This is a genomic window from Sphingobacterium tabacisoli (assembly GCF_017908035.1).
GTDB lineage: Bacteria > Bacteroidota > Bacteroidia > Sphingobacteriales > Sphingobacteriaceae > Sphingobacterium > Sphingobacterium tabacisoli.
In genome coordinates, this window is record NZ_JAEQMU010000005.1 from 284131 (window position 1) to 305922 (window position 21792).

Sequence of the window (21792 nt, forward strand, 5' to 3'; positions counted from 1 at the left end):
TCCCGCAAAGCTGTGTCATCATGACAGTCGGGCAAAAAAAAAGCCTTACAGAAATTCTCTGTAAGGCTTACTATTTTTTTCTATCCTTTATTTAGCTGAATCAGGTTTAGCAGGTGCTGCTTGCTGACCTTGAGCTGGAGCATTCAAGTTTAAAGAAGGTGCCTGTGCAGGTGCTTCGATTTGATTAGAAAGACCTCCAGTGCTAGAACCTGAACTAGGTCCCAAAATATTAATAGCTAAACTAAATACCATAAGCGCTATTACTAGGGTCCATGTACCTTTTTCTAAAAAGTCACCTGTACGTTGAACTCCCATTAAGTTACTTCCACCAGCAAATCCTGATGATAAACCTCCACCTTTTGGGTTCTGGATAAGCACGAAAAATGCTAAAATCACACTTACCAAAATAATCAGGATAATGAATAATGTTGTCATTTCTTAGTTAATATTATTTATAAGTTTTTTTCTAACTCTTGAATTTGGGTCGCAAAATACGATTTTTTTTCTGGATATTTCAAAATTAATTTTTTGAAAACCTCAATAGCCTTAAGATAAAGTGCCTGATCAATATAAATATTAGCTAATGTCTCTGTAACAAGAGAGTAATTATCCTCTGCACTTTGACGTGCCATATTTTCATTGTGAAGATTTTGGGCTGAAGGAGCCTGTATAATAGGTTCTTCTTTTATAAATCGCTCAATTACCTGATCACTTTTCTTCGGTTCAACAGGTTTCAAAGGACTATTCTTCACCGCATCACTCAGCTTACTCTCTGGATCCTGAAAGTGAATTATATTCTCCTTGATCTGTTGGTCAAGAATCGTTTCGTCTAATTTCGATAAATCAAAATGCCCTTTCTCAGGTTTCGGCAGATGTGGAGCAATAAAAGGCTGGTATATATCTGCATGTTCTAGCCGCGTTTTGTGCAACCACCATCTGAAACTATACGGCATCAAGTCATCATTATATAGACTTACATCCTCTGGATCATCATTAGAAGAAGACAGTGCCTCCTCTTCTGTTACACTCTCTTCTACTTGTTTTTCCTTTTCCTCAAAAACAAAGTAGTCTCCAAGAACAGCCCCACCTTGAAACAACTTCTCTAATTCTACTTCCTCTTTCCTGGCCGAAACAACCTCTTCTTTATCTTGATCAACCTCCTCATCATCCTCTTCATGCCTAGGCTCCTCTGCCATTGCAACCTGCTCCTCAACTACAGGCTCTGTGTCTTCTTTAGCTACAATCACCTCATCCTGCTTGTCATACAATTCGAAAGGAATATACTCCTCCTTTTCAGGAATAACCTCCTCAACTTTCACAACAGGTGCATTCACAAAGTTCCAAAGCCAATTCGCATTAGGCGCATACAATAGGGCAAGTTCGCGACTGGGAGAAACTTCATTGATCAGTTTCTTCCTGCGCTCATAAGCAAATATCAATGGCTGAGAATAAGGAAAGCGGACGATCAACCCCAACAAATCCTCCTCGGTCAATCTAGATGGATCAACAAGAGCCTGTCGGTATAGTATATGTTCTGAATTATTTAAGTCTGTCATATCTAATTCGAATTATACTACCAGTTAGCAAACGCTTTATTATAAATATCCTCAGTCAAAGCCTTAATGATTTCCTGATTCAACTCAGCCTCAAATCGAGTAACATCTGACCCGGCAAACTCTTTGAATTGAGAAAAACTTTCTTCAAAATTACTTTCGCCTGTTTGGTCTAAACGATTCGTATACTTTACTTTCACAGTAATAGTCAATCTACTATTTTCCGCTCTTTCAAGCCCACCGGCAGCAACCGACGCAGGAGTAATTGTATAATTTGTAATCATTCCCTCAAAAATAGCATCTCCATCTACATTAACCTGACTCAGACTAGATTGCGTTCGAATACGCTCTTTCAATCCCTCAGTAAAGTTCTGGCTAAGCGTCGTATATACCATAGGAGCAATATTCTCAAAATACAAAACAGAATACGTTTTCATATCCTTTGGAATAGAGCCTCCAGTAAAACCATACTTAACACCGCAACTTTGAGCCATAAAAAGCGCTACAAATAGCACCCCAACTACTCTGATCCGAACTGTTAATCCCCACATAAGTATCTAGTCTAAATTTAAGTCTTTAATTTTTCTATACAGTGTACGTTCCGAAATCCCAAGCTCCTGGGCTGCAGACTTACGCTTACCTTTATGCTTTCTCAAGGCTTTTTTAATCATATCCGACTCCTTGTCTACAAGAGAAAGTGATTCTTCAACCTCTTCTACATCCTGTGTATCATCAATGGAGACATAACTATTGCTAGAAGAATTTGTTGTCGGATTATGTATCGTAAGTGTAGGTGTCTTATTCAGCTCTTCATTATAAAGTTGCGCAGTCGCTGGCTTCACCTCTTGGTAGAGCTGATTTATATACTGGGAATTTTGATCATAAGAAGCGGCTGTATTACCATTCTGAAGCAACTCTACAACTAGTTTTTTCAAATCAACCATATCCTTTTTCATATCAAAAAGGACCTTATAAAGAATATCCCGTTCTGAAAAATCTTCTTTCCCCTGTTCTTTTACAAATACCGGTAGCGTACTTGAACTTTTCTCTACAGGGAGATAATTACTTAGAATCCGAGCGTCTACGATTCTCTCCTTCTCTAGTACCGCAATCTGCTCCGCAATATTTTTTAGTTGCCGCACATTCCCTGGCCAGCTATAATTCGCTAACAACTCTTGGGCATCTGGTGTCAACTGCACTCCTGGTGATCTATATTTGTCTGAAAAATCAACCACAAATTTCCGGAATAAAAGAAATATATCTTCCTTTCTCTCCCGTAAAGACGGTATACGTAAAGGAACTGTATTCAACCTGTAATACAAATCTTCTCTAAACTTACCCTTTTTTACGGCTTCATATACATCCACATTTGTCGCAGCTACCACACGGACATTGGTCTTTTGCACTTTTGAAGAACCTACCCGTATATATTCGCCTGACTCCAGTACCCTTAATAAACGGGCCTGTGTATTTAGAGGCAACTCTCCGACTTCATCCAAAAAAATGGTTCCACCATCTACAACTTCAAAATAACCTTTGCGTGCTTCATGTGCACCTGTGAAAGACCCCTTCTCATGCCCAAACAGCTCCGAGTCTATAGTCCCCTCCGGTATGGCACCACAGTTTACCGCAATAAATGGTCCATGCTTGCGGGCACTCAGTTGGTGTATGATATGTGAAAAAACTTCTTTCCCTGCACCACTCTCACCTTGTATTAAAACAGATATATCAGTAGGAGCAACCTGCTTCGCAACATCTATAGCACGATTGAGCAAAGGTGAATTCCCTATAATACCAAATCTATTTTTTATGTCCTGGATGTCCATTGTCCTTAGTCTTGAGTAATGAGATATTAGTATAGTATTAATCAATAATCTTACCGATCAACGTCGCAGAAGTACAACTTTCGCCCAGTACCTGTACATAGTCGCCAACTTTGAATCGTGCATCTACAGGGAATACAACCATTGTATTTTGATCGTTACGTCCACAGTAATCCTGATCCGATCGCTTAGAGAAACCTTCAATCAATACCTTATGAACCTTGCCCACATACTGCTGTATACGTTCCAAGCTGTGCTCCTGTTGTTTATTAACCACTTCAGTCAAACGTCTCTTTTTGACATCCTCTGGTATATCGTCCGCGTAGCGTTTGGCCGCTAATGTACCTGGGCGCTCGGAATAGGCAAACATATAAGCGAAGTCATACTTCACAAAATCCATCATAGAGAGCGTCTCTTGGTGCTCCTCCTCTGTCTCTGTACAGAAACCGGTAATTACATCCGTAGAGATAGAACACTCCGGAATAATACGGCGGATCGCCTCTACCCGCCCCATATACCATTCCCTATCATATGTACGGTTCATCAACTCCAATACCCTCGAATTGCCCGATTGTACCGGTAAATGGATATACTTACAGATATTCTCGTACCGACCCATCGTATATAATACCTCATCCGTGATATCTTTTGGGTGCGATGTAGAGAAACGTATCCGTAATTCAGGACTCACCTGAGCAACAAGCTCCAACAAATTCGCAAAATTAACAGTCGGAAGCGCATCCTCGCCCTCTTCAACTTTAGGTGTATATTTATAGGAGTCGACATTCTGTCCCAACAACGTAACCTCACGATATCCGGCATTGAATAGATCCTGTGCTTCTTTTACAATCGACTGTGTATCTCTGCTTCTCTCCCGGCCTCTGGTAAAAGGCACCACACAGAATGAGCACATGTTATCACAGCCCCGCATAATAGAAATAAATGCAGAAACGCCATTAGAATTTAAGCGAACGGGACTGATATCAGCGTAAGTTTCTTCCCGCGACAGCAATACATTCACCGCCTTGTTACCATCATCCACCTTTTCGATCAAATTAGGCAAATCACGATAAGCATCTGGGCCGACCACTACGTCTACTAACTTCTCTTCTTCAAGAAATTTAGCTTTCAAACGCTCCGCCATACAGCCCAATACACCAACAACCATCCCTGGGTTTTTCGCTTTAGCGGATTCAAATTCCTTCAAACGGTTGCGAACACGTTGCTCTGCATTTTCCCGAATAGAACAGGTATTAATAAATACCACATCAGCTTCCTTATAATCCTTGGTCGTTTCAAACCCCTTATCAATCAATATAGACGCAACAATCTCACTGTCCGAGAAGTTCATCTGACAACCGTAGCTCTCAATATAAAGCTTTCTTCCATCCGCTTTCCCTGTTGGAGCAAGCTCCAAAGCCTCTCCTTGACGGTCTTCGTCATGCGTTTTTGTTGTATGTGTTAATTCTAACATAGCTTATTGTAAAAGACTACAAAGTTAAAAATAAAATACCATTATTTATGACAGTTTGGCAGAGCTTACCAAATTTTAACAAATAATTATCAAGCTCCCATTTACACATTTCCGAAAAAAGAGTACGACATGACGCTATAGCTAAGCAATACCCTATTGATTAAGATCATAGGAACAGCATACCATCAAAAAAGGCTCTCCAAAAATGGGAGAGCCTTTCTCAATTCTTTTCTAGAACAAGACTATTATTGACCAACTTGTCTTTTTGCCTCGTCTTGCATTTTCTTACTAGCAGTAATTACAATTTCTACACGGCGATTCTGCGCACGCCCTGCTTCCGTATCGTTAGAAGCAATAGGTTCAGAGTAATTCTTTCCTTCAGTAGCTATACGTCCAGCAGATAACCCTTGTGAAACAGCATAATCTCTTACAGATTTAGCACGGTCGCTAGACACCTTATCATTTGCTGTCAAAGTACCCACATTATCTGTGTGACCAATAACCAGAATATCCGTATTCGGCTCCTTATTTAAGGTCTCAACCAATTTCGCAATATTTGTTTTAGCCTCACTTTTTAGTGTAGACTTATTAAAGTCAAATAAAATTCCTGAATCAAACTTCACCAAAATCGCCTCATCTACTTTTTCGACTTCAGCTCCGGCAATTGTATTTTCGATCTCTCTTGCCTGCTTATCCATTTTATTACCAATCAATGTTCCTGCTGCACCACCGATTACAGCACCAGCGATAGCACCGATAGCTGTGTTACCCGCCTTACCACCGATCAATGCGCCAAGACCGGCACCAGCTGTTGTACCAATAGCCCCGCCTTTAGTCGCATTATTCGCATTTTGAATAGTCGAACAGCTACCTAACAACAATGCAGATGTAGCCAACGAAAGACCATATACTGCTAATTTCTTATTCATTTTCATAACTTTACAAATAATGTTTTCTATATATCCCTATTTACTGAACAAAGCAAATGCCAAAAGTAGAGGATAAAACATAAACCAACGACGCTAATCTTTGTTTTATTTAATTTTGTGGCGGAATCTCTAACTTTGGTAGCTTCACTGGAGCAGGGCGTCCCTGAGCATCCCAGGTCTTGAACGAACTAGCAATATAATTTAATAAATCATACTGCCCCCAATTCTTTGAAAGCTCATAGGAAGGACGATATATCTCCATGAAATTTTGAAGCTGTTCTCCTTCCAAGCCTGTATGCTCTGCAACAGCAGCTTTTGTAAACAACCGGTCAACCGCAATCTCATTAACCTCTCGATTCATATACTTCTCGAAGCGCTTCATGTTTTTTGCTTCTCTACCGAAAAGGTTATATAATGCTGTAGCAGGACTACTCAAATAAGTTCCTACTTTATTCTTACCTCCGTTATAAATACCTTTTTTCTCGTAGTCCCGCAGAATATCCTCCATCTCTTGCTGTCTGGTCTTCCGAGCTACAACTACAGTCTCAATCTGCATACCAGGCTGCATCTCCAACACCAAATCATCCAAGGTGTAGAGAACCGTCTTCAAAGGACCATACCCCACCTTGGTAATAGAAAGGCTATCCCCGATCATTGCATCTATATAAAAAACACCAAAATTATTAGAAGTAACCTTTCTGTTTGTTTTAAGATTAATCACATTCACGTCTGCCAGACGAATTCCAGTGCTCTTTTCCAGAACCAATCCAGACACCTTTGGCAACTCTGTCATCTGCGCCATTCCCTCCTTCATTGAGAAAAACAAGACGGGGAATAAGATTGCTATTTTTATAAAAAAATTAATCATTGTGGTACGAATGTAAACAAATATTGGACTGCAGAATGTTAAAAAGTATTAAACAGCTTTTTACTTAAACGGATAGAACACAAAATTTGCTCCCTCTGGAACAACGACAAATAAGCACATAAAATCTTCTGCCTTTTTAAAGTTCTTTTCGAAATAAGCTTTTCTGTCCGACTGAATAACGCCTTTATCCACAAACTCTTCTAAAGAACTTGCATTGATAGTCCATTTTGTATTAAGCTCACTCCTATCCAATATCACCTCACCGATGGTTACATCATGCTGATGCGCAACAAAAATCGGATACAGCGTATAGCCCTCCGCAATCATTTCACTTGAAATTTCCTTTATAGATTCACTGTAAAAGTCCAGGTCAATCTTCAAGCTCGACAAAGGACTAGGTTTTGCGGCCTCCTGTCCATCCCCCGCAGCAGCGGGCTGATTATTTAAAAGATCTCTTAAATCCATTTTGTACTATTTTAACTCGAGTAAAACAACATTTTCAACATGCTGCGTCTGCGGGAACATATCAACGGGTTTAATCCGAACAACACGATACTTCTCATTCAACATCTCCAAATCACGCGCTTGCGTAGCGGCATTACAGCTTACATACACAATCTTTTCAGCCTCCATTTCTAAGATACGCTTGACCACATCAGGGTGCATACCTGCACGCGGAGGATCCGTAATCAGCACATCAGGCTTACCATGTTCAGCTATAAAATCTACCGTCAGTACATCTTTCATATCTCCAGCAAAAAACTTCGTATTACCAATATTATTGATAGACGAATTAATCTTTGCATCTTCGATAGCAGACGGCACATACTCTACACCTACGACCTCCTTCGCATTACGGGCGACAAAATTAGCTATTGTCCCTGCTCCGGTATAGAGGTCATAAACAAGCTCCGTACCCTGTAAGCCTGCAAAGTCCCTGGTGATTTTATACAATTCGTAAGCCTGCCGAGAGTTCGTCTGGTAAAAAGACTTTGGCCCTACCTTAAACTTCAACCCCTCCATCTCTTCGTAAATAAAATCCCTACCACGGAAGATATGAATATCCTGATCGAAAATCGTATCGTTCTTCTTTTGATTGATAATGTATAGCAACGATATTATCTCGGGGAATTGTTTCGCTATGTATTCCATCAATAGTTCTACCTGCCCCTCCTCTGGATAAGCAAAAACAACGATAACCATAACCTCACCTGTAGAAGAAGTTCGGATAATCAAATTACGCAATGCACCTTCATGCATACGCAGATCGTAAAAAGAAATTTGATTATCAACCGCGAATTTCCGAATAGAGTTCCGCAATTTATTAGAAGGCTCTTCCTGTAAAAAACAGTGCTCTATATCGAGGATTTTATCAAAACGCCCTGGAACATGAAAACCTAGGGCATCCATATTATTGGTATCCGTAGCTTCATCTACGTTGGTCAACCAGCGTTTATTAGAAAACGTATATTCTAACTTATTACGGTAGTATTGAGTCTGCTCAGAACCTAGAATAGGTTCCATACCCGCTGTATCGACCTTACCGATACGAGACAGTGCATTATCAACTGATTGTTGTTTAAACTTGAGCTGGGCACCATATTCCATGTGTTGCCACTTACAGCCTCCACATACGCCAAAGTGAGGACAGAATGGGTCTATCCGGTACGGCGAGGGAGAAAGAATCTCAGTAACACGTCCCTCAGCAAAACTTTTTTTCTTACGTTGCAGCTCAACATTAACCACATCTCCCGGAATCGCCTTCTCAATAAATAATACTAAATCATCATGACGTGCCACACCTTTTCCCTCTTCAGCAATATCAAAAATCTCGACATTGTTTAAGCTTCTTTTTTCTTGCGGTATTCTTCTTCCCATATGCCTGCAAAAATACATTTTTAACAGCATATTAACACCATGTTATAATAGGGAACCGCAGTTATGAAAACAGGTTAAATTGAATAGCTTAGCCCTAGGCAAGCGTAGCCTGAACCAAATAAGGTAAAATCTCCTTTTGGAAAGAGATAAAGTTCTTCTTCACATCTGCATCGGTCACAGCCGTGAAAGCAAATGAAAAGACAATATTTTTACTTGTCTTAATTAAAAAAGTCAGCTTCTCTTCAGCGATCGTATTCCCAATAGCCTCATTTTGAATAAAAGAACTCAACAGCAAGAACTCAAGATCATCCGACAGCGTCTTTAGATACTCCTGTGCATTAGTCGACTCACGTATAAACTCCCATCCAACAAACTCATTACAAACGGTATAAGTGACCCGGCTCACCCTCAGAATTGTATTAGCCAAAAAAGTGGAAAGATCCTTCTCCCGTACACCAGAGCTCAAGATATCTTGCACATTCTCACGTATATAGTCCATAAGAACCTCATGCAAAATCGACTCTTTAGAAGAAAAATATTTATAAAAGGTAACTTTGGATATATTGGACTGCTTAGCCAATTCGTTTACACTGGTTTTATTATAGCCATATTTACGAAACAAATCCCGTGCGGCCTTCTTAATAACAACAACCAGATCTTCCTGACTCATAATTAATTAGAAACTGTATAAGAGGTTCCAAATTTTCCTACTCGATAGGGCTTTAAGGGACATTCAGCGATAGCAAGCGGAGATCCGTCTTTTAAAAGCCATTTAGCTCCACTCACAGGGTCGTGCGCTATAGAAGAGCCATAGAGTTCAACGCGATTTCGCTTCTCCGGATTGACAGGACTGCAGCGATCAAAGGCAACAAATCCATCCCCAGTATTGTATACAATCAATCCACAAACGCCCCCATCAACATAGTCAGCCCCCATAGCGGCAAATAACTTGGGATGGGATCCCTGTGAAAAACCGGAATGCACTGTAGTATTAGGTATTACATTGCAACCACTACTTCCACACCCCCCGAGCAGCGTGCTAAAAAAAGCGAATGCAATGTAAATCCCAATATATTTCATTATATAATCTCCGTTTCAAACTGCGACAGGAATCGAGCATCATTCTCAGAGAAAAGACGTAAATCTTTAATTTCGTATTTGAGATTAGTAACACGCTCTATACCCATTCCAAATGCAAACCCACTGTACTTCTTACTATCGATACCACAGTTCTCCAGAACATTCGGATCTACCATTCCACAACCAAGAATTTCGACCCAGCCAGATCCCTTACACAAGTTACAACCTGCACCTTTACATATCGTACATGAAATATCCATCTCTGCAGACGGTTCTGTAAACGGGAAATAAGAAGGACGGAAACGAACTTTTGTACCCTCTCCATAAAGCTCTTGTACGAAGTGAAAAAGAGTCTGTTTCAAATCAGCAAACGAGACATTCTCATCGACATACAAGCCTTCAACCTGATGAAAAAAACAATGTGCACGAGCAGAAATAGCTTCATTACGATATACACGACCAGGCATAATAGCACGGAAAGGAGGTTTTCCCATTTCCATCATACGAACCTGTACCGATGATGTATGTGTCCGCAGGGCGATATCATTACCATCTTGCTTTTTAATAAAAAAAGTGTCTTGCATATCGCGAGCAGGATGCTCAGGCGGAAAGTTTAAGGCAGAGAAATTATGCCAATCATCTTCTATTTCTGGTCCTTCAGAAACAACAAAACCCAGCTTCTTGAAAATCTCTACAATCTCCTTACGCACCAAAGAAAGTGGATGGCGAGATCCTAGCTCCATCCCCTCACCTGGCAAGGTCAGATCACTTTCTTTCCTTTCCAAAGCACTACTGGATTGTTGGAATTCAGCTTGGGCTTCTTGAAATTTATCTTCTGCCAACTGTTTAAATTCATTCAAGACTTTTCCTAATACCCGCTTCTCTTCGGATGAAACTGTCTTAAACTCTTCAAACAAACTTTTTACGATACCTTTAGAAACCAAAAATTTCAATCGGAATGTCTCCACATCGCCGATCGAAGCTGGAGCAAACTGCTCAATCTCTTCTGTATACTGCTTTATCTTATCTTGCAACATAAAGCCAAAGATACGGCAAAAAATAAAATTTCAAGAACCCCTTTTCTATTATTTACAGTTTAAAAGGGCAAACCGTCATCTTCCTCATTATTCTCCGTGAAGTCAACCTGTTGTTCCTGCGCTTGAGCAGTGCCACCTGCGGCACCTCCTGCCTGAGGATTTGTACCACCCTCGAAATCCGAACGTCGTCCAAGAATATTAAAGCTCTCCGCCACAATCTCTGTGGTATACCGACGTACCCCTTCTTTATCTTCATAGGTCCGCGTACGAAGCTTCCCTTCGATGTATACGAGCCGGCCTTTGGTCAGGTACTTAGCAGCTACATCAGCTAACCCCCTCCACATAACCACATTATGCCACTCCGTCTGCTCTACCTTCTTCCCGTCCCGATTGAAAGTTTCAGAAGTTGCAAGAGGAAAACTAGCAACGCTAATATTACCTTCTAAATAACGTAACTCAGGATCCTTCCCCAGATGACCCACTAAAATAACTTTGTTGACACTTGACATAATAATTTAGGATTTTGATTTGGTCTATAAATACTTATCAATAAAAGAAAAAACAAGTTTATGTTTAGCTAATTTATCCAAATTTTCTAACAAAAAGTAATGCCATGTATCTTTTTTTTCCAAAACATCTTTAGCATTGGGCAATCTAAAAAACCGGGCATAGATATTTTGATGACTCAGTACATGCTTGGTCACTCCACCTAATGGTTTGACTACCGCATCACCGAAAGCCGTCCGATATTCTTCGGTATGGATCAGCTCTTCTAACTCTAACTTATCTTTTGTCTCAATCAGGGGAAATTCATACATATTCGCCCATACATCTTCACTGCCTCGCTTTGACATCAAAATCATACCATCGTCCTCAATCACAAAGTAATTGAAATAACGATCTCGGGACTTTTTCGCCTTAAGCTTGACAGGGAGTAGAGCTACAGTATCCTCCTCCAATGCAGCACACTCTCCCCGAAAGATACAATCCCCACACAGCGGTGCTTTGGGCTTACATACCGTCGCCCCAAAGTCCATAATAGCGTGGTTATAGGTTCCTGGATCGCTCGTACTGATCAGATCCTGAGCCAAAGCCTGAAACAACTTTTTTCCTTCGCCTGTATTGATCGCCGTCGGAATACCGAAAACCCGAGCAAGCACCCGAAACACATTTCCATCCAATACCGCCTTACATTCGCCTACAGAAAAAGAAGATATTGCAGCGGCAGTATATTCTCCTACTCCCGGCAGGCTTAACAGATCCTCATAATCACATGGAAACTGACCCTGGTAGTCTTGTACAACAATCTTGGCTGCCTTGTGCATGTTTCTAGCCCGAGAGTAATACCCTAAGCCCTGCCACAACCTTAATACCTCATCTTCATTGGCTGCCGCGAACTCCGCTACAGATGGAAAATGCTCAACAAAAGTGTAAAAATATGGAAGCCCCTGCTCTACTCTGGTCTGCTGAAGAATCACCTCAGACAACCAAATAATATAAGGATCCTGGGTCTTCCTCCAAGGTAAATCACGGCCCTCCGATCGGTACCATGCTATCAGTTTATTTGCGAATGACATAGCGCAAAAGTGAGCATTTTTAACATAGTTTAACAATAACATGTTGAAAATCAATAACAACAAATTGATACTTAAGCACATAATATGTACTTTTGCATGCACCGTATGTAATACACAATAAAAGTTGAGAACATGTTAAAAAAGAAATCATCTGTATTGATTTGCATAGAGGGACATAAAGACAAGAACCTAGTAGTCCCCACACTTATTGTAAAGAATTTAAAAAATATAGCATTATCAGTTTCCGCACTCATTGTCACTTTGGTTGGCTCTCTGATCTATATGGCTCATAAGCAAGAGAAAGAATTAAACTCGCAGTATGAAGCAACATTGAATCAGGTAAACCAAAAGAACCGCCAGCTTACTTTAAAGAAAAATGAAACTGAACGGGGAATATTGGAAGCAAAAAAATCATTTGACAAAATAGATTCCACGCTGGCGATCATTAATCAAAAAATGAAAAACCGGGGGTTAAAAACCATTGCATTACAAAATGCGGGAGGCCCCGTCGAGCCTGACGAAGAGAATATCGATTTACTGAGCGAATACTACGAGGAAGCCTTAAAAGACCTGGACAACAAACTATCCAACCTGCCCATTGGGATCCCTCATCAAGGCAAAATAACATCAAAGTTCGGTTACAGAGCCAACCCATTTACAAATAGAGGCCGTGAGATGCACTCTGGTGTCGATCTGAAAGGCAACACGGGAGACCCCATCAAAGCAACTGCATCAGGCAAGGTTACGTTTTCTGGATATGATGGAGAATATGGGAATGTAGTCAAAGTGCAACATAAAAATGGTTACGAAACACGCTATGCTCACCTCTCCAAAACAAAAGTAAAAAAAGGGGATAAGATAGATGCAGGCAAAACTGTAGGCTTATTGGGCAGCACCGGACGTAGTACAGGTCCGCATTTACATTACGAAATCCTGAAAGACGACAAAAAGATAAATCCTGAAAAATATTTCAGACTTTAAGTAACAAGCACTTTTCATACCTATCGACAGCTTCGATAGGTATGAAAGTTTTCTATCTTTGTTTGATGAATCAAACATTCCAAATAAATACCCTGCATAGAGGCAGATACATGCTCTGTTTTTTTGTACTCCTTTTTGTTTTCGGAGGAATCAGCTCTTATATTCCACTTTCCGAAATCTATAAAATCATCATCGTACTTTTTACTATTCCGATCATCTTATACACCGCAGTAAAAGTCAGTCAACGTCCATCAACCTGGATATTAGACTCAGAGAGCTTGACAATAGCCTTTACTCAAGAGACACATGTATACCCGATCGCGGATATTGATCACCTACGGAGTCTGACACGCTCTGGTGGCAACCTATATGTAATCTATCTGCGCAAAAAAAGCCCTGCTAGATATTGGCGCAATAAACTCTTCCAGGCAGACGACGACACCCTAGCGCTGCATGAAGCATTAGTACAAAGTGATATCGAATATTTTAAGTTTTAGTTCAGTCGCTAGACATTTTTCAACCTAGTCTTAGCCAAAATTCACTTCGGTTTTTGTATGTTTGACAGATGAAGTCAAAAGTTTTCTTACTAGCATTAATCGCTTTAATCAGTATACAATCAACCTTTGCCCAACGGAAAGGCTATTGGCAACAAAAAGTCGACTACAAGATAAATGTCGATGTCGATGAGAAAAACTATCAGTACGATGGGACGATGACCCTAAAGTACACGAATAATTCGGGGCACAGCCTATCGAAAGTCTACTTCCATCTCTATTTCAATGCTTTTCAACCAGGAAGCATGATGGACTATAGGCTCTCCAACATTGCAGATCCCGACAGTAGAATGGCGACAAATCTAGGCACCAAAGAAAATCCAAAATGGGAAAGCCGTATCGCCAAACTGACACCAGAGCAGATTGGCTATCAAAAGATTAAAACGCTATCGATGAATGGTGCAAAAACTGATTTCAAGACAGATGGCACCCTACTAGAAGTCCGTCTTCCGCATGCCATCGAAGATGGTGCTACAGCAACCTTTGACTTGACCTGGACCGCACAGGTTCCAGAACAAATCAGACGGGCAGGACGCAACTCAAAAGAAGATGTCGCATTGTCCATGGCACAGTGGTATCCCAAAATGGCACACTTTGATGAATTCGGATGGCACCTAGATGAATATGTAGCACGTGAATTTGTCGCTCCTTTCGGAAACTTCGATGTATCGATACACATCAATAAAAACTATGTCGTAGGTGCATCGGGCGTTTTGCAAAATGCAGACGAAGTAAAAGGCTACCAACGCAAAGCAAAAGTAAAAACACAAGGCAATAAAGCAACATGGCACTATAAAGCGGAAAACATCCATGATTTTGTCTGGGCAGCCGATCCAAAATTCGTAGTAGACTCTACCACGAATAAAAATGGTGTCACTCTATATACTGTATACATACCTGTCGATGATGCTACCATAAAAAACTGGAAACAGGCGCTCGGTCTAGCTGCCGACTTTTTCGACTTGTGTAGCCAAAAATTCGGTTCCTATCCTTGGTCAACTTACACTATTATACAAGGAGGCGATGGCGGGATGGAATATGGAACAGCAACGTTAGTAACCGGAGGTAGAAATATAAAAAGTCTGGTTGGTGTTATTTTTCATGAAGCGGCACACTCCTGGTACCAGCACCTATTTGGCATCAACGAGACAGTTGATGAATGGTTTGACGAAGGATTTACAAGCTATGTGGAAGAACTGGGTATGCAGCAACTTTTTTATAAAAAGGGCGCACTAGAAACAAATCCAATGATAGAGGCCTACAGAGCCTATTACAAATTGGCGCTATCTGGTAAAGAAGAACCGATGAGCCTATTAGCGGACTATTACAATACAAACTACGGATACAGCAATCAAGCATACAACAAAGGAGCTGTCCTCGCAGAGCAGTTAGGATACATCATCGGAAAGTCCAATCTAGAAAAAACATTTTTGAAATTCTATGATATCTGGAAATTCAAACATCCAACTCCCAACGATTTCAAACGGGTTGCTGAAGATGTATCTGGAATCAATCTCAAATGGTACTTCAACCTATTTGTAAACACAACACGCCATATCGATTACGCTATCCAAGAGGTGACTGACAACAGTGTTACCCTACGCAACAAGTCCAATCTAGCCATGCCAATAGATGTCCTGGTGGAGTATAAAGACGGTTCTAAAGAATTATTCTATATCCCACTACGTGAGATGCGTGGCGAGAAATCGGCAGAGAACTTTGCTATCTACGAAAATGTCAAAAGAACCATCCTCGAAGACTGGAACTGGACTGTACCGACATACAGCTTTCCGGTGAACAAAGTACCATCCAAAATATGGATCGACCCAACACAACGCTTGGCCGACATTGAAGCTAGTGACAATTACTCCGCCCGTTAGATGATTTATTTCCACATTCCATTCTGCAAGCAGGCTTGTCACTATTGTGATTTTCATTTTTCAACATCGTTAAAATATAAAGAAGACGTGTTGCTGGCCCTACATAAGGAGCTAGCGACACGTACAATGTACCTGGAGGACAAAAAAGTGCACTCCATCTATTTTGGAGGGGGCACACCTTCCATTTTAGAGCCATCCGAAATACAGCACCTTATTGATCAGGTTGCCCATTATTTTGACATAGACCCTCAAGCAGAAATAACACTGGAAGCCAATCCTGATGACCTCACCCGGGAGAAAGTAAATGCTTTAAGACAAACCGCTATAAACCGGTTTAGTATCGGTATACAGTCTTTCTTTCAAGAAGACCTAAGCTGGATGAACAGAGCACACAATGCACAAGAAGCCGACGCGTCTATAAAAAGAGTTCAGGATGCCGGTTTCGAAAATATAACATGCGACCTCATCTACGGCTACCCTCTGCTGTCCAACGAAAAATGGAAGGCAAACATGGATAAGCTAACAACTCTTAACGTACCGCACATCTCCTCCTATGCAATGACCGTAGAGCACAGGACAGTACTAGCACATCACATCAAAACGGGACGTACGCCCGCCATTCTAGAGGATCAGGCGGAGTTACAGATGCGAATGCTTATGGAGACGCTCACATCCCACGGATACGAACATTATGAGATCTCAAATTTTGCAAAAAATGGCAAATACGCCAAGCATAACACAAATTACTGGAGAGGTAAACACTACTTAGGCATCGGCCCCTCGGCCCATTCTTATAATGGGATATCGCGAAGCTGGAATGTTGCAAACAATGCGAAATACATCGCCGCACTACAAGAACACACAGAATACCAAGAAGTCGAACAGCTCTCCTTACAGGACCGTTACAATGAATATATCATGACCTCACTCCGCACTATGTGGGGTGTACAGACAAAGCAGTTACAGGAGCAATTCGGATCGGACTTTCTTTCGCATTTCCTTCGTGAAATCGAACCATTTATTACGGAGCAGAAGATAACATTAGACCATGACGGAGCTTACAAATTGACTTCTCAGGGAAAACTATTTGCAGATTTCATCGCGTCGGAACTCTTTTTTATCGAACATTAAACAAAAGCGCCTTCTCCAAAAGCTTGAACGAAATCGTTTTCATTGAATAATCAACAATAAAACAGCTATAATAGTGATAAATTAAAAAAAGAACACTATAAAGCGATTTCATTTTTATCAATTTTTCAAAATCATTCGCTCTTTACACTATTAATGACCTATTTTTGCGACGTAATAGTTATAGCAAAAATTATGGTACAAAAATCGACTTTTGAAGCTGAAATCAAAAGTTACAAAAGCAAACAAAATGCGGCCGTCAAGCTGATACAGATTGTCAGCAACCTATGGTATAACCACTCCATAGAACTGGTATTTTTCAGAAACCAACTGTTCGACCGCAGAGTAAGTCGTATTTTAACGCTACATCAAGAATCAAAAGCACTTTCAGATAGCCCAATCAGCATATTCGAAACATTGCAAATAGCAGAAGCTATGCAGCACTTAAAGCTAGCCCCTTCTCGTTTGGACATCGGTAAATTGGCTTTAGAAGTTCGGAATCAAAATATTGAAGAAGAACATATTCTATATTTTATTAAAAAAGAACTTTTATCTGCACAAGAGCACCAGACATTCGAACCAAGAGACGTAGTCCTCTACGGATTTGGTAGAATTGGACGTTTGCTCGCACGTGAGTTAATCAGCAAGGCCGGAGCAGGACATCAACTGCGACTGCGTGCTATTGTAACCCGCGATAATGTAGATATTAATACACTCCAAAAAAGAGCTACTTTACTACAGAACGACTCTATACATGGAGACTTCGAGGGCGTAGTAGAAGTAGATGAAAGTAAAGGCGCTTTAATAATAAATGGAGCCACAGTATATATTATTTCTGCAAAAAACCCGGAAGACATTGACTACAGCAAATATGGTATCGACAATGCATTGGTAATTGACAATACAGGCGCATTTAGGGACAACAACGAATTGGGCAGACATTTGACCTCTATCGGTGCGTCTCAAGTATTATTGACCGCTCCGGGCAAAGGTGTGCCAAACATCGTGTATGGTGTCAACAATGACATGATTGACCTGGACAACGCCACAATCTTCTCTGCAGCGTCATGTACTACAAATGCAATTTCCCCTATTCTGGAGGTTGTACATAACAAATTCGGCATTAAACACGGACATATAGAAACGATACACTCCTATACAAATGATCAGAATTTAGTAGACAACATGCACAAAAAGACCAGAAGAGGTCGTGCGGCGGCATTAAACATGGTTATTACCGAAACAGGGGCTGGTCCCGCTGTAGCCAAGGTATTACCTGAACTTGCCGGAAAGCTAACTTCCAATGCGATACGTGTACCTGTGCCAAACGGCTCGCTCGCGATCTTAAACGTAGAGCTAACTAAAAAAACAACACTCGAAGAGCTTAACAATACGTTAAAAGAAAGTGCACTATACGGTAGCTTAGTCGAACAAATTAAATACTCAGATAATGAAGAACTAGTTTCCTCAGATATCATAGGTACTTCGGCCGCATCTGTAGTAGACGCACCTGCAACAATTGTTTCTGCAGATGGTAAACATGTTAATCTGTACGTGTGGTATGACAATGAGTATGGCTATACGCATCAGGTAATGCGCCTAGCACGACATATCGCTGGTGTTAGAAGATACACTTACTATTAAACAACTACGTCCAATTTTCAATTTTTTAATAAATCGAGGCTGTCTCTAGGGACAGCCTCTTATTTTTAGCGGAGATCTAGAAGCTTTTCTGTCTCTAGGTACTTCATGATAATCTGAGTCGCTCCAGCTCGTTGCTTCACATATTCTAACGCCGATACTCCTATTTCCTTTCTCTTTTCCACATCTTGAAGTGCTTTAAATACCTCTTGCAGTTCCGCACGGTTAGAGATCGAAAAGCCAACCATTAAAGTCACCAAATCAAGAGCTTCTTGAAACTTTTCATACTTAGGGCCGAATAGGACAGGTTTACCATAAGCGACAGCTTCCAGCGTATTATGGATCCCCGCTCCAAACCCTCCCCCTATATAGGCTATATCAGCATAATAATATAAAGACGATAACATCCCAATATTATCTATCACCAGCACCCTTGCGTGTTGTATCTCCTCCGCCTGATAGGATGCGAACTGCGAATAGAGAAGACAGCCGGGAAACAATTCACAGATTTCGCTAATATGCGAACGATCAATCTCATGAGGTGCCAACACCAACTTCCAGCCCACAGACTCCGCTATCAGAGACTGCAAAAGCAATTCATCCTTTGGCCAGGTACTTCCTGCGACAAGTACCTCTTCGCCACAAGAAAAATCCACAACGACTTTGTTTTCTACATGCTGTCGAGGCAACTCGACAACTCTGTCAAAACGGGTATCTCCTGCTAAACCAGCATTGGTAACCCCGATCCATTTCAGCATATGGACAGAATCCATGTTCTGGGTAAAGAAGAAGGAAACCTTCTTTAACATGTTTCGATAAAATCCACCGTAAGACTTAAAGAACAGCTGCTCTTCTCTAAAAATAGCAGAAATCATCAATAATTGAATATCCTGTTGCTTCAATGCATCGAAATAATGATACCAATACTCGTATTTCGTAAATACGGCAAACTTTGGTTGAATAGCAGCAATAAAACGTTGGGCATTCCGCTTCGTATCTTCAGGAAGATAAAAGACATAATCAGCTAGTGGGGTGTTTTTTCTTATCTCAAAACCCGAAGGAGAGAAGAATGTGATGACAATTTTTTCCTGTGGAAATCTTTTTTTTATCTGCTCCAAAACAGATCTCCCCTGTTCAAACTCACCCAAAGAAGCAAAGTGAAACCAGATATGTTTCCGCCCCTTTTCAATCGTTTGTTCTATCTTACCCACACCTCCTTTACGCCCATCCACCCAAAGCTTAGCCTTCGGATGAAAAGCTGAAAGTCCACGCAGAAGCATGCCATAAAACCAAATTCCCAAATCGTACAACAGTCGCATATTGTGAAATAATACTTATCTTCGTCAAAGATATTAAACCTTTTCTAATTCGAAACAACGTGCAGGTGAACGTCCGAAAAAGAATATTAATTACAGGAGCTGCTGGTTTTTTGGGTTCCCATCTTTGTGATCGTTTTATAAAGGAAGGATTCCATGTAATCGGGATGGACAACCTGATAACCGGAAATCTTCAGAATATAGAGCATTTATTTGGACTGGAGAATTTTGATTTCCTTCATCACGATGTCTCCAAATTTGTCCATGTCCCCGGCACACTAGACTACATTCTTCATTTCGCCTCCCCTGCAAGCCCAATCGACTACCTGCGGATACCTATACAGACACTGAAAGTAGGTTCTCTGGGCACACACAATCTCTTGGGCTTAGCAAAAGATAAGAAAGCTCGAATTCTTGTTGCATCGACCTCCGAAGTCTATGGAGACCCACTGGTATCTCCTCAGTCGGAACAGTACTGGGGCAATGTAAACCCCGTCGGTCCGCGCGGTGTATACGATGAAGCCAAAAGATTTCAAGAAGCCATGACAATGGCTTATCACAACTTTCATGGACTAGATACGAGGATAGTACGTATATTTAATACCTACGGTCCAAGAATGCGACCTGAGGACGGCAGGGCGTTACCGACTTTCATCGGTCAAGCATTGCGGGGAGAGGATATCACCGTATTCGGAAAAGGAGAACAGACCCGCTCATTTTGCTATATATCTGATCAAATTGACGGAATTTACAAACTGTTACTTTCCGACTACCCCCATCCGGTCAATATCGGGAACCCAGAAGAACTTACGATATTACAGCTTGCACAGGAAATCATAGCTTTAACCAACAGTCCGTCCCGCATTCGGTTCGAAGCTTTACCCGAAGATGACCCTAAACGGAGACGCCCAGATATTACACTAGCAACGAAAATCCTGGACTGGGAACCCAAAGTAAGTCTGAAAGAAGGATTAATCAAATCCATCACCTACTTTAAAAACTTTACTACAGAAGATAATAGAAACACAAATAAACATATATGAGCAAAATATTAGTAACAGGAGGTACGGGATACATAGGGTCCCATACCGTAGTAGAACTTTTCAATGCGGGCTATACCCCGGTAATCGTAGACAATCTTTCCAATTCTAATATTGAAATTTTAAATCAAATTGAACGTATTATCGGCGTCCGTCCGGAGTTTCACCAATTTGACTTATGTGACGAAAACAAAACCCGGGAATTCATACAGAGCCAGCCCGAAATCAGTGGCCTTATACACTTTGCCGCATCAAAGGCAGTCGGAGAGTCTGTTGCTGACCCACTAAAATACTACTACAATAACTTCTTTTCCTTAATAAATCTCCTAAACGCTTACAGAGAGACACCTATTAATTTTGTTTTCTCTTCTAGCTGTACCGTATACGGTGAGCCGGACACACTGCCTGTCACAGAAAGTGCGCCAGTCAAAAAAGCAACTTCTCCCTACGGCAACACCAAACAGATAGCAGAAGAGATTCTTGCAGAAACAGCAACCGCGTACAATAACTACAACATTATCGCACTACGCTATTTCAACCCCGTCGGAGCACACAGTTCCGCTTTGATAGGCGAACTTCCTAACGGTGTACCACAGAACCTTCTACCATTCATTACACAGACAGCGATTGGAAAGCGGGAAAGATTAACCGTATTTGGGAGTGACTATGATACCCCTGATGGCTCATGTATACGAGACTATATCCACGTCGTCGATCTCGCAAAAGCACATGTCGCAGCCATCAAACTACTTGAAAAAGGAAACCCCAATGGGAAATACGATGTCTTTAATGTAGGAACAGGAAATGGCTATTCTGTACTAGAAGCTATTGCTGCTTTTGAAAAAGCATCTGGACAAAAGCTTAATTACACCTTTGGCCCACGAAGAGAGGGAGATATTATCAAAGTCTGGGGAGATGTTTCAAAATCTTCAACACAACTGAACTGGAGCGCAGAGCTAGGTATCGACGAAATGATGTCTTCGGCATGGGCATGGGAAAAGTATCTTGAAGAAAACCCAATAATATAAACGTA

At 41.1% G+C, this 21792-nt stretch carries 22 protein-coding genes; 7 read left to right on the forward strand and 15 right to left on the reverse strand.

Annotated elements, in window-relative coordinates:
• Window positions 1–87 precede the first annotated feature (87 nt).
• The 14 genes from secG to mutY form a co-directional block, all read right to left on the reverse strand.
• Entirely contained in the window at window positions 88–435 is a 348-nt protein-coding gene (gene secG, locus JKG64_RS18050) for a preprotein translocase subunit SecG (protein WP_210355660.1), read from the reverse strand.
• Between the two features lie 17 nt (window positions 436–452).
• A complete protein-coding gene (locus tag JKG64_RS18055; RefSeq protein WP_210355661.1) occupies window positions 453–1556 on the reverse strand; it encodes a hypothetical protein in 1104 nt (367 codons plus the stop codon).
• 17 nt (window positions 1557–1573) lie between these two features.
• Entirely contained in the window at window positions 1574–2104 is a 531-nt protein-coding gene (locus tag JKG64_RS18060; protein ID WP_210355662.1) for an LptE family protein, read from the reverse strand.
• 6 nt (window positions 2105–2110) lie between these two features.
• Window positions 2111–3379 (reverse strand): sigma-54 interaction domain-containing protein, encoded by a 1269-nt coding sequence (locus JKG64_RS18065; RefSeq protein WP_210355663.1) that lies wholly within the window; start codon window positions 3377–3379, stop codon window positions 2111–2113.
• Between the two features lie 37 nt (window positions 3380–3416).
• Window positions 3417–4850 carry a tRNA (N6-isopentenyl adenosine(37)-C2)-methylthiotransferase MiaB gene (miaB, locus tag JKG64_RS18070; protein ID WP_210355664.1) on the reverse strand — a complete coding sequence of 478 codons (1434 nt, stop codon included), beginning with the start codon at window positions 4848–4850 and terminating at the stop codon, window positions 3417–3419.
• A 245-nt stretch (window positions 4851–5095) separates the two neighbouring features.
• Complete coding sequence (locus JKG64_RS18075; RefSeq protein WP_246512662.1) at window positions 5096–5779, reverse strand: OmpA family protein; 684 nt, start codon at window positions 5777–5779, stop codon at window positions 5096–5098.
• 109 nt (window positions 5780–5888) lie between these two features.
• The gene (locus JKG64_RS18080; protein ID WP_210355666.1) at window positions 5889–6647 is read right to left on the reverse strand and encodes a hypothetical protein; all 759 of its coding nucleotides are present in this window, start codon (window positions 6645–6647) and stop codon (window positions 5889–5891) included.
• Between the two features lie 60 nt (window positions 6648–6707).
• A complete protein-coding gene (locus JKG64_RS18085) occupies window positions 6708–7112 on the reverse strand; it encodes a hypothetical protein (protein ID WP_210355667.1) in 405 nt (134 codons plus the stop codon).
• A gap of 6 nt (window positions 7113–7118) precedes the next feature.
• Window positions 7119–8525: a 23S rRNA (uracil(1939)-C(5))-methyltransferase RlmD gene (rlmD, locus tag JKG64_RS18090; protein WP_210355668.1), complete on the reverse strand. Its 1407-nt coding sequence runs from the start codon at window positions 8523–8525 to the stop codon at window positions 7119–7121.
• Between the two features lie 94 nt (window positions 8526–8619).
• Window positions 8620–9195, reverse strand: a complete 576-nt coding sequence (locus JKG64_RS18095) for a TetR/AcrR family transcriptional regulator (protein WP_210355669.1) — start codon at window positions 9193–9195, stop codon at window positions 8620–8622.
• Window positions 9196–9197: 2 nt separating this feature from the next.
• Window positions 9198–9605, reverse strand: coding sequence for a hypothetical protein (locus JKG64_RS18100; protein WP_210355670.1), 408 nt, complete (start codon window positions 9603–9605; stop codon window positions 9198–9200).
• A complete protein-coding gene (pheS, locus tag JKG64_RS18105) occupies window positions 9605–10642 on the reverse strand; it encodes a phenylalanine--tRNA ligase subunit alpha (protein ID WP_210355671.1) in 1038 nt (345 codons plus the stop codon). Before pheS ends, JKG64_RS18100 begins: the two co-directional genes overlap by 1 nt.
• 59 nt (window positions 10643–10701) lie before the next feature.
• Window positions 10702–11151, reverse strand: a complete 450-nt coding sequence (locus JKG64_RS18110) for a single-stranded DNA-binding protein (RefSeq protein WP_210355672.1) — start codon at window positions 11149–11151, stop codon at window positions 10702–10704.
• A gap of 24 nt (window positions 11152–11175) precedes the next feature.
• Window positions 11176–12219 (reverse strand): A/G-specific adenine glycosylase, encoded by a 1044-nt coding sequence (mutY, locus tag JKG64_RS18115; protein WP_210355673.1) that lies wholly within the window; start codon window positions 12217–12219, stop codon window positions 11176–11178.
• Between the two features lie 132 nt (window positions 12220–12351).
• Here mutY and JKG64_RS18120 point away from each other — a divergent pair, with 132 nt between their 5' ends.
• The 5 genes from JKG64_RS18120 to JKG64_RS18140 all read left to right on the forward strand — a co-directional run bounded on the left by JKG64_RS18120 (window position 12352) and on the right by JKG64_RS18140 (window position 18406).
• Window positions 12352–13200, forward strand: a complete 849-nt coding sequence (locus JKG64_RS18120) for a M23 family metallopeptidase (RefSeq protein WP_210355674.1) — start codon at window positions 12352–12354, stop codon at window positions 13198–13200.
• Between the two features lie 65 nt (window positions 13201–13265).
• Window positions 13266–13697: a hypothetical protein gene (locus JKG64_RS18125; protein WP_210355675.1), complete on the forward strand. Its 432-nt coding sequence runs from the start codon at window positions 13266–13268 to the stop codon at window positions 13695–13697.
• Window positions 13698–13765: 68 nt separating this feature from the next.
• Window positions 13766–15634, forward strand: coding sequence for a M1 family metallopeptidase (locus JKG64_RS18130; protein WP_210355676.1), 1869 nt, complete (start codon window positions 13766–13768; stop codon window positions 15632–15634).
• Window positions 15635–16765, forward strand: a complete 1131-nt coding sequence (hemW, locus tag JKG64_RS18135; protein ID WP_210355677.1) for a radical SAM family heme chaperone HemW — start codon at window positions 15635–15637, stop codon at window positions 16763–16765. It abuts the gene before it with no gap.
• 192 nt (window positions 16766–16957) lie between these two features.
• Window positions 16958–18406, forward strand: coding sequence for a glyceraldehyde-3-phosphate dehydrogenase (locus JKG64_RS18140; RefSeq protein WP_210355678.1), 1449 nt, complete (start codon window positions 16958–16960; stop codon window positions 18404–18406).
• A 65-nt stretch (window positions 18407–18471) separates the two neighbouring features.
• Here JKG64_RS18140 and JKG64_RS18145 read toward each other — a convergent pair whose 3' ends face one another.
• Entirely contained in the window at window positions 18472–19722 is a 1251-nt protein-coding gene (locus JKG64_RS18145; protein WP_210355679.1) for a 3-deoxy-D-manno-octulosonic acid transferase, read from the reverse strand.
• A 65-nt stretch (window positions 19723–19787) separates the two neighbouring features.
• Between JKG64_RS18145 and JKG64_RS18150 the strand changes: the two genes are divergently transcribed.
• Complete coding sequence (locus tag JKG64_RS18150; RefSeq protein ID WP_394370178.1) at window positions 19788–20762, forward strand: UDP-glucuronic acid decarboxylase family protein; 975 nt, start codon at window positions 19788–19790, stop codon at window positions 20760–20762.
• Window positions 20759–21787, forward strand: a complete 1029-nt coding sequence (galE, locus tag JKG64_RS18155; RefSeq protein ID WP_210355681.1) for a UDP-glucose 4-epimerase GalE — start codon at window positions 20759–20761, stop codon at window positions 21785–21787. The genes JKG64_RS18150 and galE overlap by 4 nt, the downstream gene beginning before the upstream one ends.
• Window positions 21788–21792 lie beyond the last annotated feature (5 nt).

Bases quoted from the DNA above. Each gene is read 5' to 3' on its own strand.
- JKG64_RS18095 (WP_210355669.1), bottom strand. From the start codon at position 9,195: ATGAGTCAGGAAGATCTGGTTGTTGTTATTAAGAAGGCCGCACGGGAT.
- JKG64_RS18110 (WP_210355672.1), bottom strand. From the start codon at position 11,151: ATGTCAAGTGTCAACAAAGTTATTTTAGTGGGTCATCTGGGGAAGGAT.
- hemW (WP_210355677.1), top strand. From the start codon at position 15,635: ATGATTTATTTCCACATTCCATTCTGCAAGCAGGCTTGTCACTATTGT.
- JKG64_RS18100 (WP_210355670.1), bottom strand. From the start codon at position 9,605: ATGAAATATATTGGGATTTACATTGCATTCGCTTTTTTTAGCACGCTG.
- JKG64_RS18065 (WP_210355663.1), bottom strand. From the start codon at position 3,379: ATGGACATCCAGGACATAAAAAATAGATTTGGTATTATAGGGAATTCA.
- JKG64_RS18075 (WP_246512662.1), bottom strand. From the start codon at position 5,779: ATGAATAAGAAATTAGCAGTATATGGTCTTTCGTTGGCTACATCTGCA.
- JKG64_RS18080 (WP_210355666.1), bottom strand. From the start codon at position 6,647: ATGATTAATTTTTTTATAAAAATAGCAATCTTATTCCCCGTCTTGTTT.
- miaB (WP_210355664.1), bottom strand. From the start codon at position 4,850: ATGTTAGAATTAACACATACAACAAAAACGCATGACGAAGACCGTCAA.
- pheS (WP_210355671.1), bottom strand. From the start codon at position 10,642: ATGTTGCAAGATAAGATAAAGCAGTATACAGAAGAGATTGAGCAGTTT.
- JKG64_RS18120 (WP_210355674.1), top strand. From the start codon at position 12,352: ATGTTAAAAAAGAAATCATCTGTATTGATTTGCATAGAGGGACATAAA.
- galE (WP_210355681.1), top strand. From the start codon at position 20,759: ATGAGCAAAATATTAGTAACAGGAGGTACGGGATACATAGGGTCCCAT.
- JKG64_RS18145 (WP_210355679.1), bottom strand. From the start codon at position 19,722: ATGCGACTGTTGTACGATTTGGGAATTTGGTTTTATGGCATGCTTCTG.
- rlmD (WP_210355668.1), bottom strand. From the start codon at position 8,525: ATGGGAAGAAGAATACCGCAAGAAAAAAGAAGCTTAAACAATGTCGAG.
- secG (WP_210355660.1), bottom strand. From the start codon at position 435: ATGACAACATTATTCATTATCCTGATTATTTTGGTAAGTGTGATTTTA.
- JKG64_RS18125 (WP_210355675.1), top strand. From the start codon at position 13,266: ATGAATCAAACATTCCAAATAAATACCCTGCATAGAGGCAGATACATG.
- JKG64_RS18060 (WP_210355662.1), bottom strand. From the start codon at position 2,104: ATGTGGGGATTAACAGTTCGGATCAGAGTAGTTGGGGTGCTATTTGTA.
- JKG64_RS18055 (WP_210355661.1), bottom strand. From the start codon at position 1,556: ATGACAGACTTAAATAATTCAGAACATATACTATACCGACAGGCTCTT.
- JKG64_RS18140 (WP_210355678.1), top strand. From the start codon at position 16,958: ATGGTACAAAAATCGACTTTTGAAGCTGAAATCAAAAGTTACAAAAGC.
- JKG64_RS18085 (WP_210355667.1), bottom strand. From the start codon at position 7,112: ATGGATTTAAGAGATCTTTTAAATAATCAGCCCGCTGCTGCGGGGGAT.
- mutY (WP_210355673.1), bottom strand. From the start codon at position 12,219: ATGTCATTCGCAAATAAACTGATAGCATGGTACCGATCGGAGGGCCGT.
- JKG64_RS18130 (WP_210355676.1), top strand. From the start codon at position 13,766: ATGAAGTCAAAAGTTTTCTTACTAGCATTAATCGCTTTAATCAGTATA.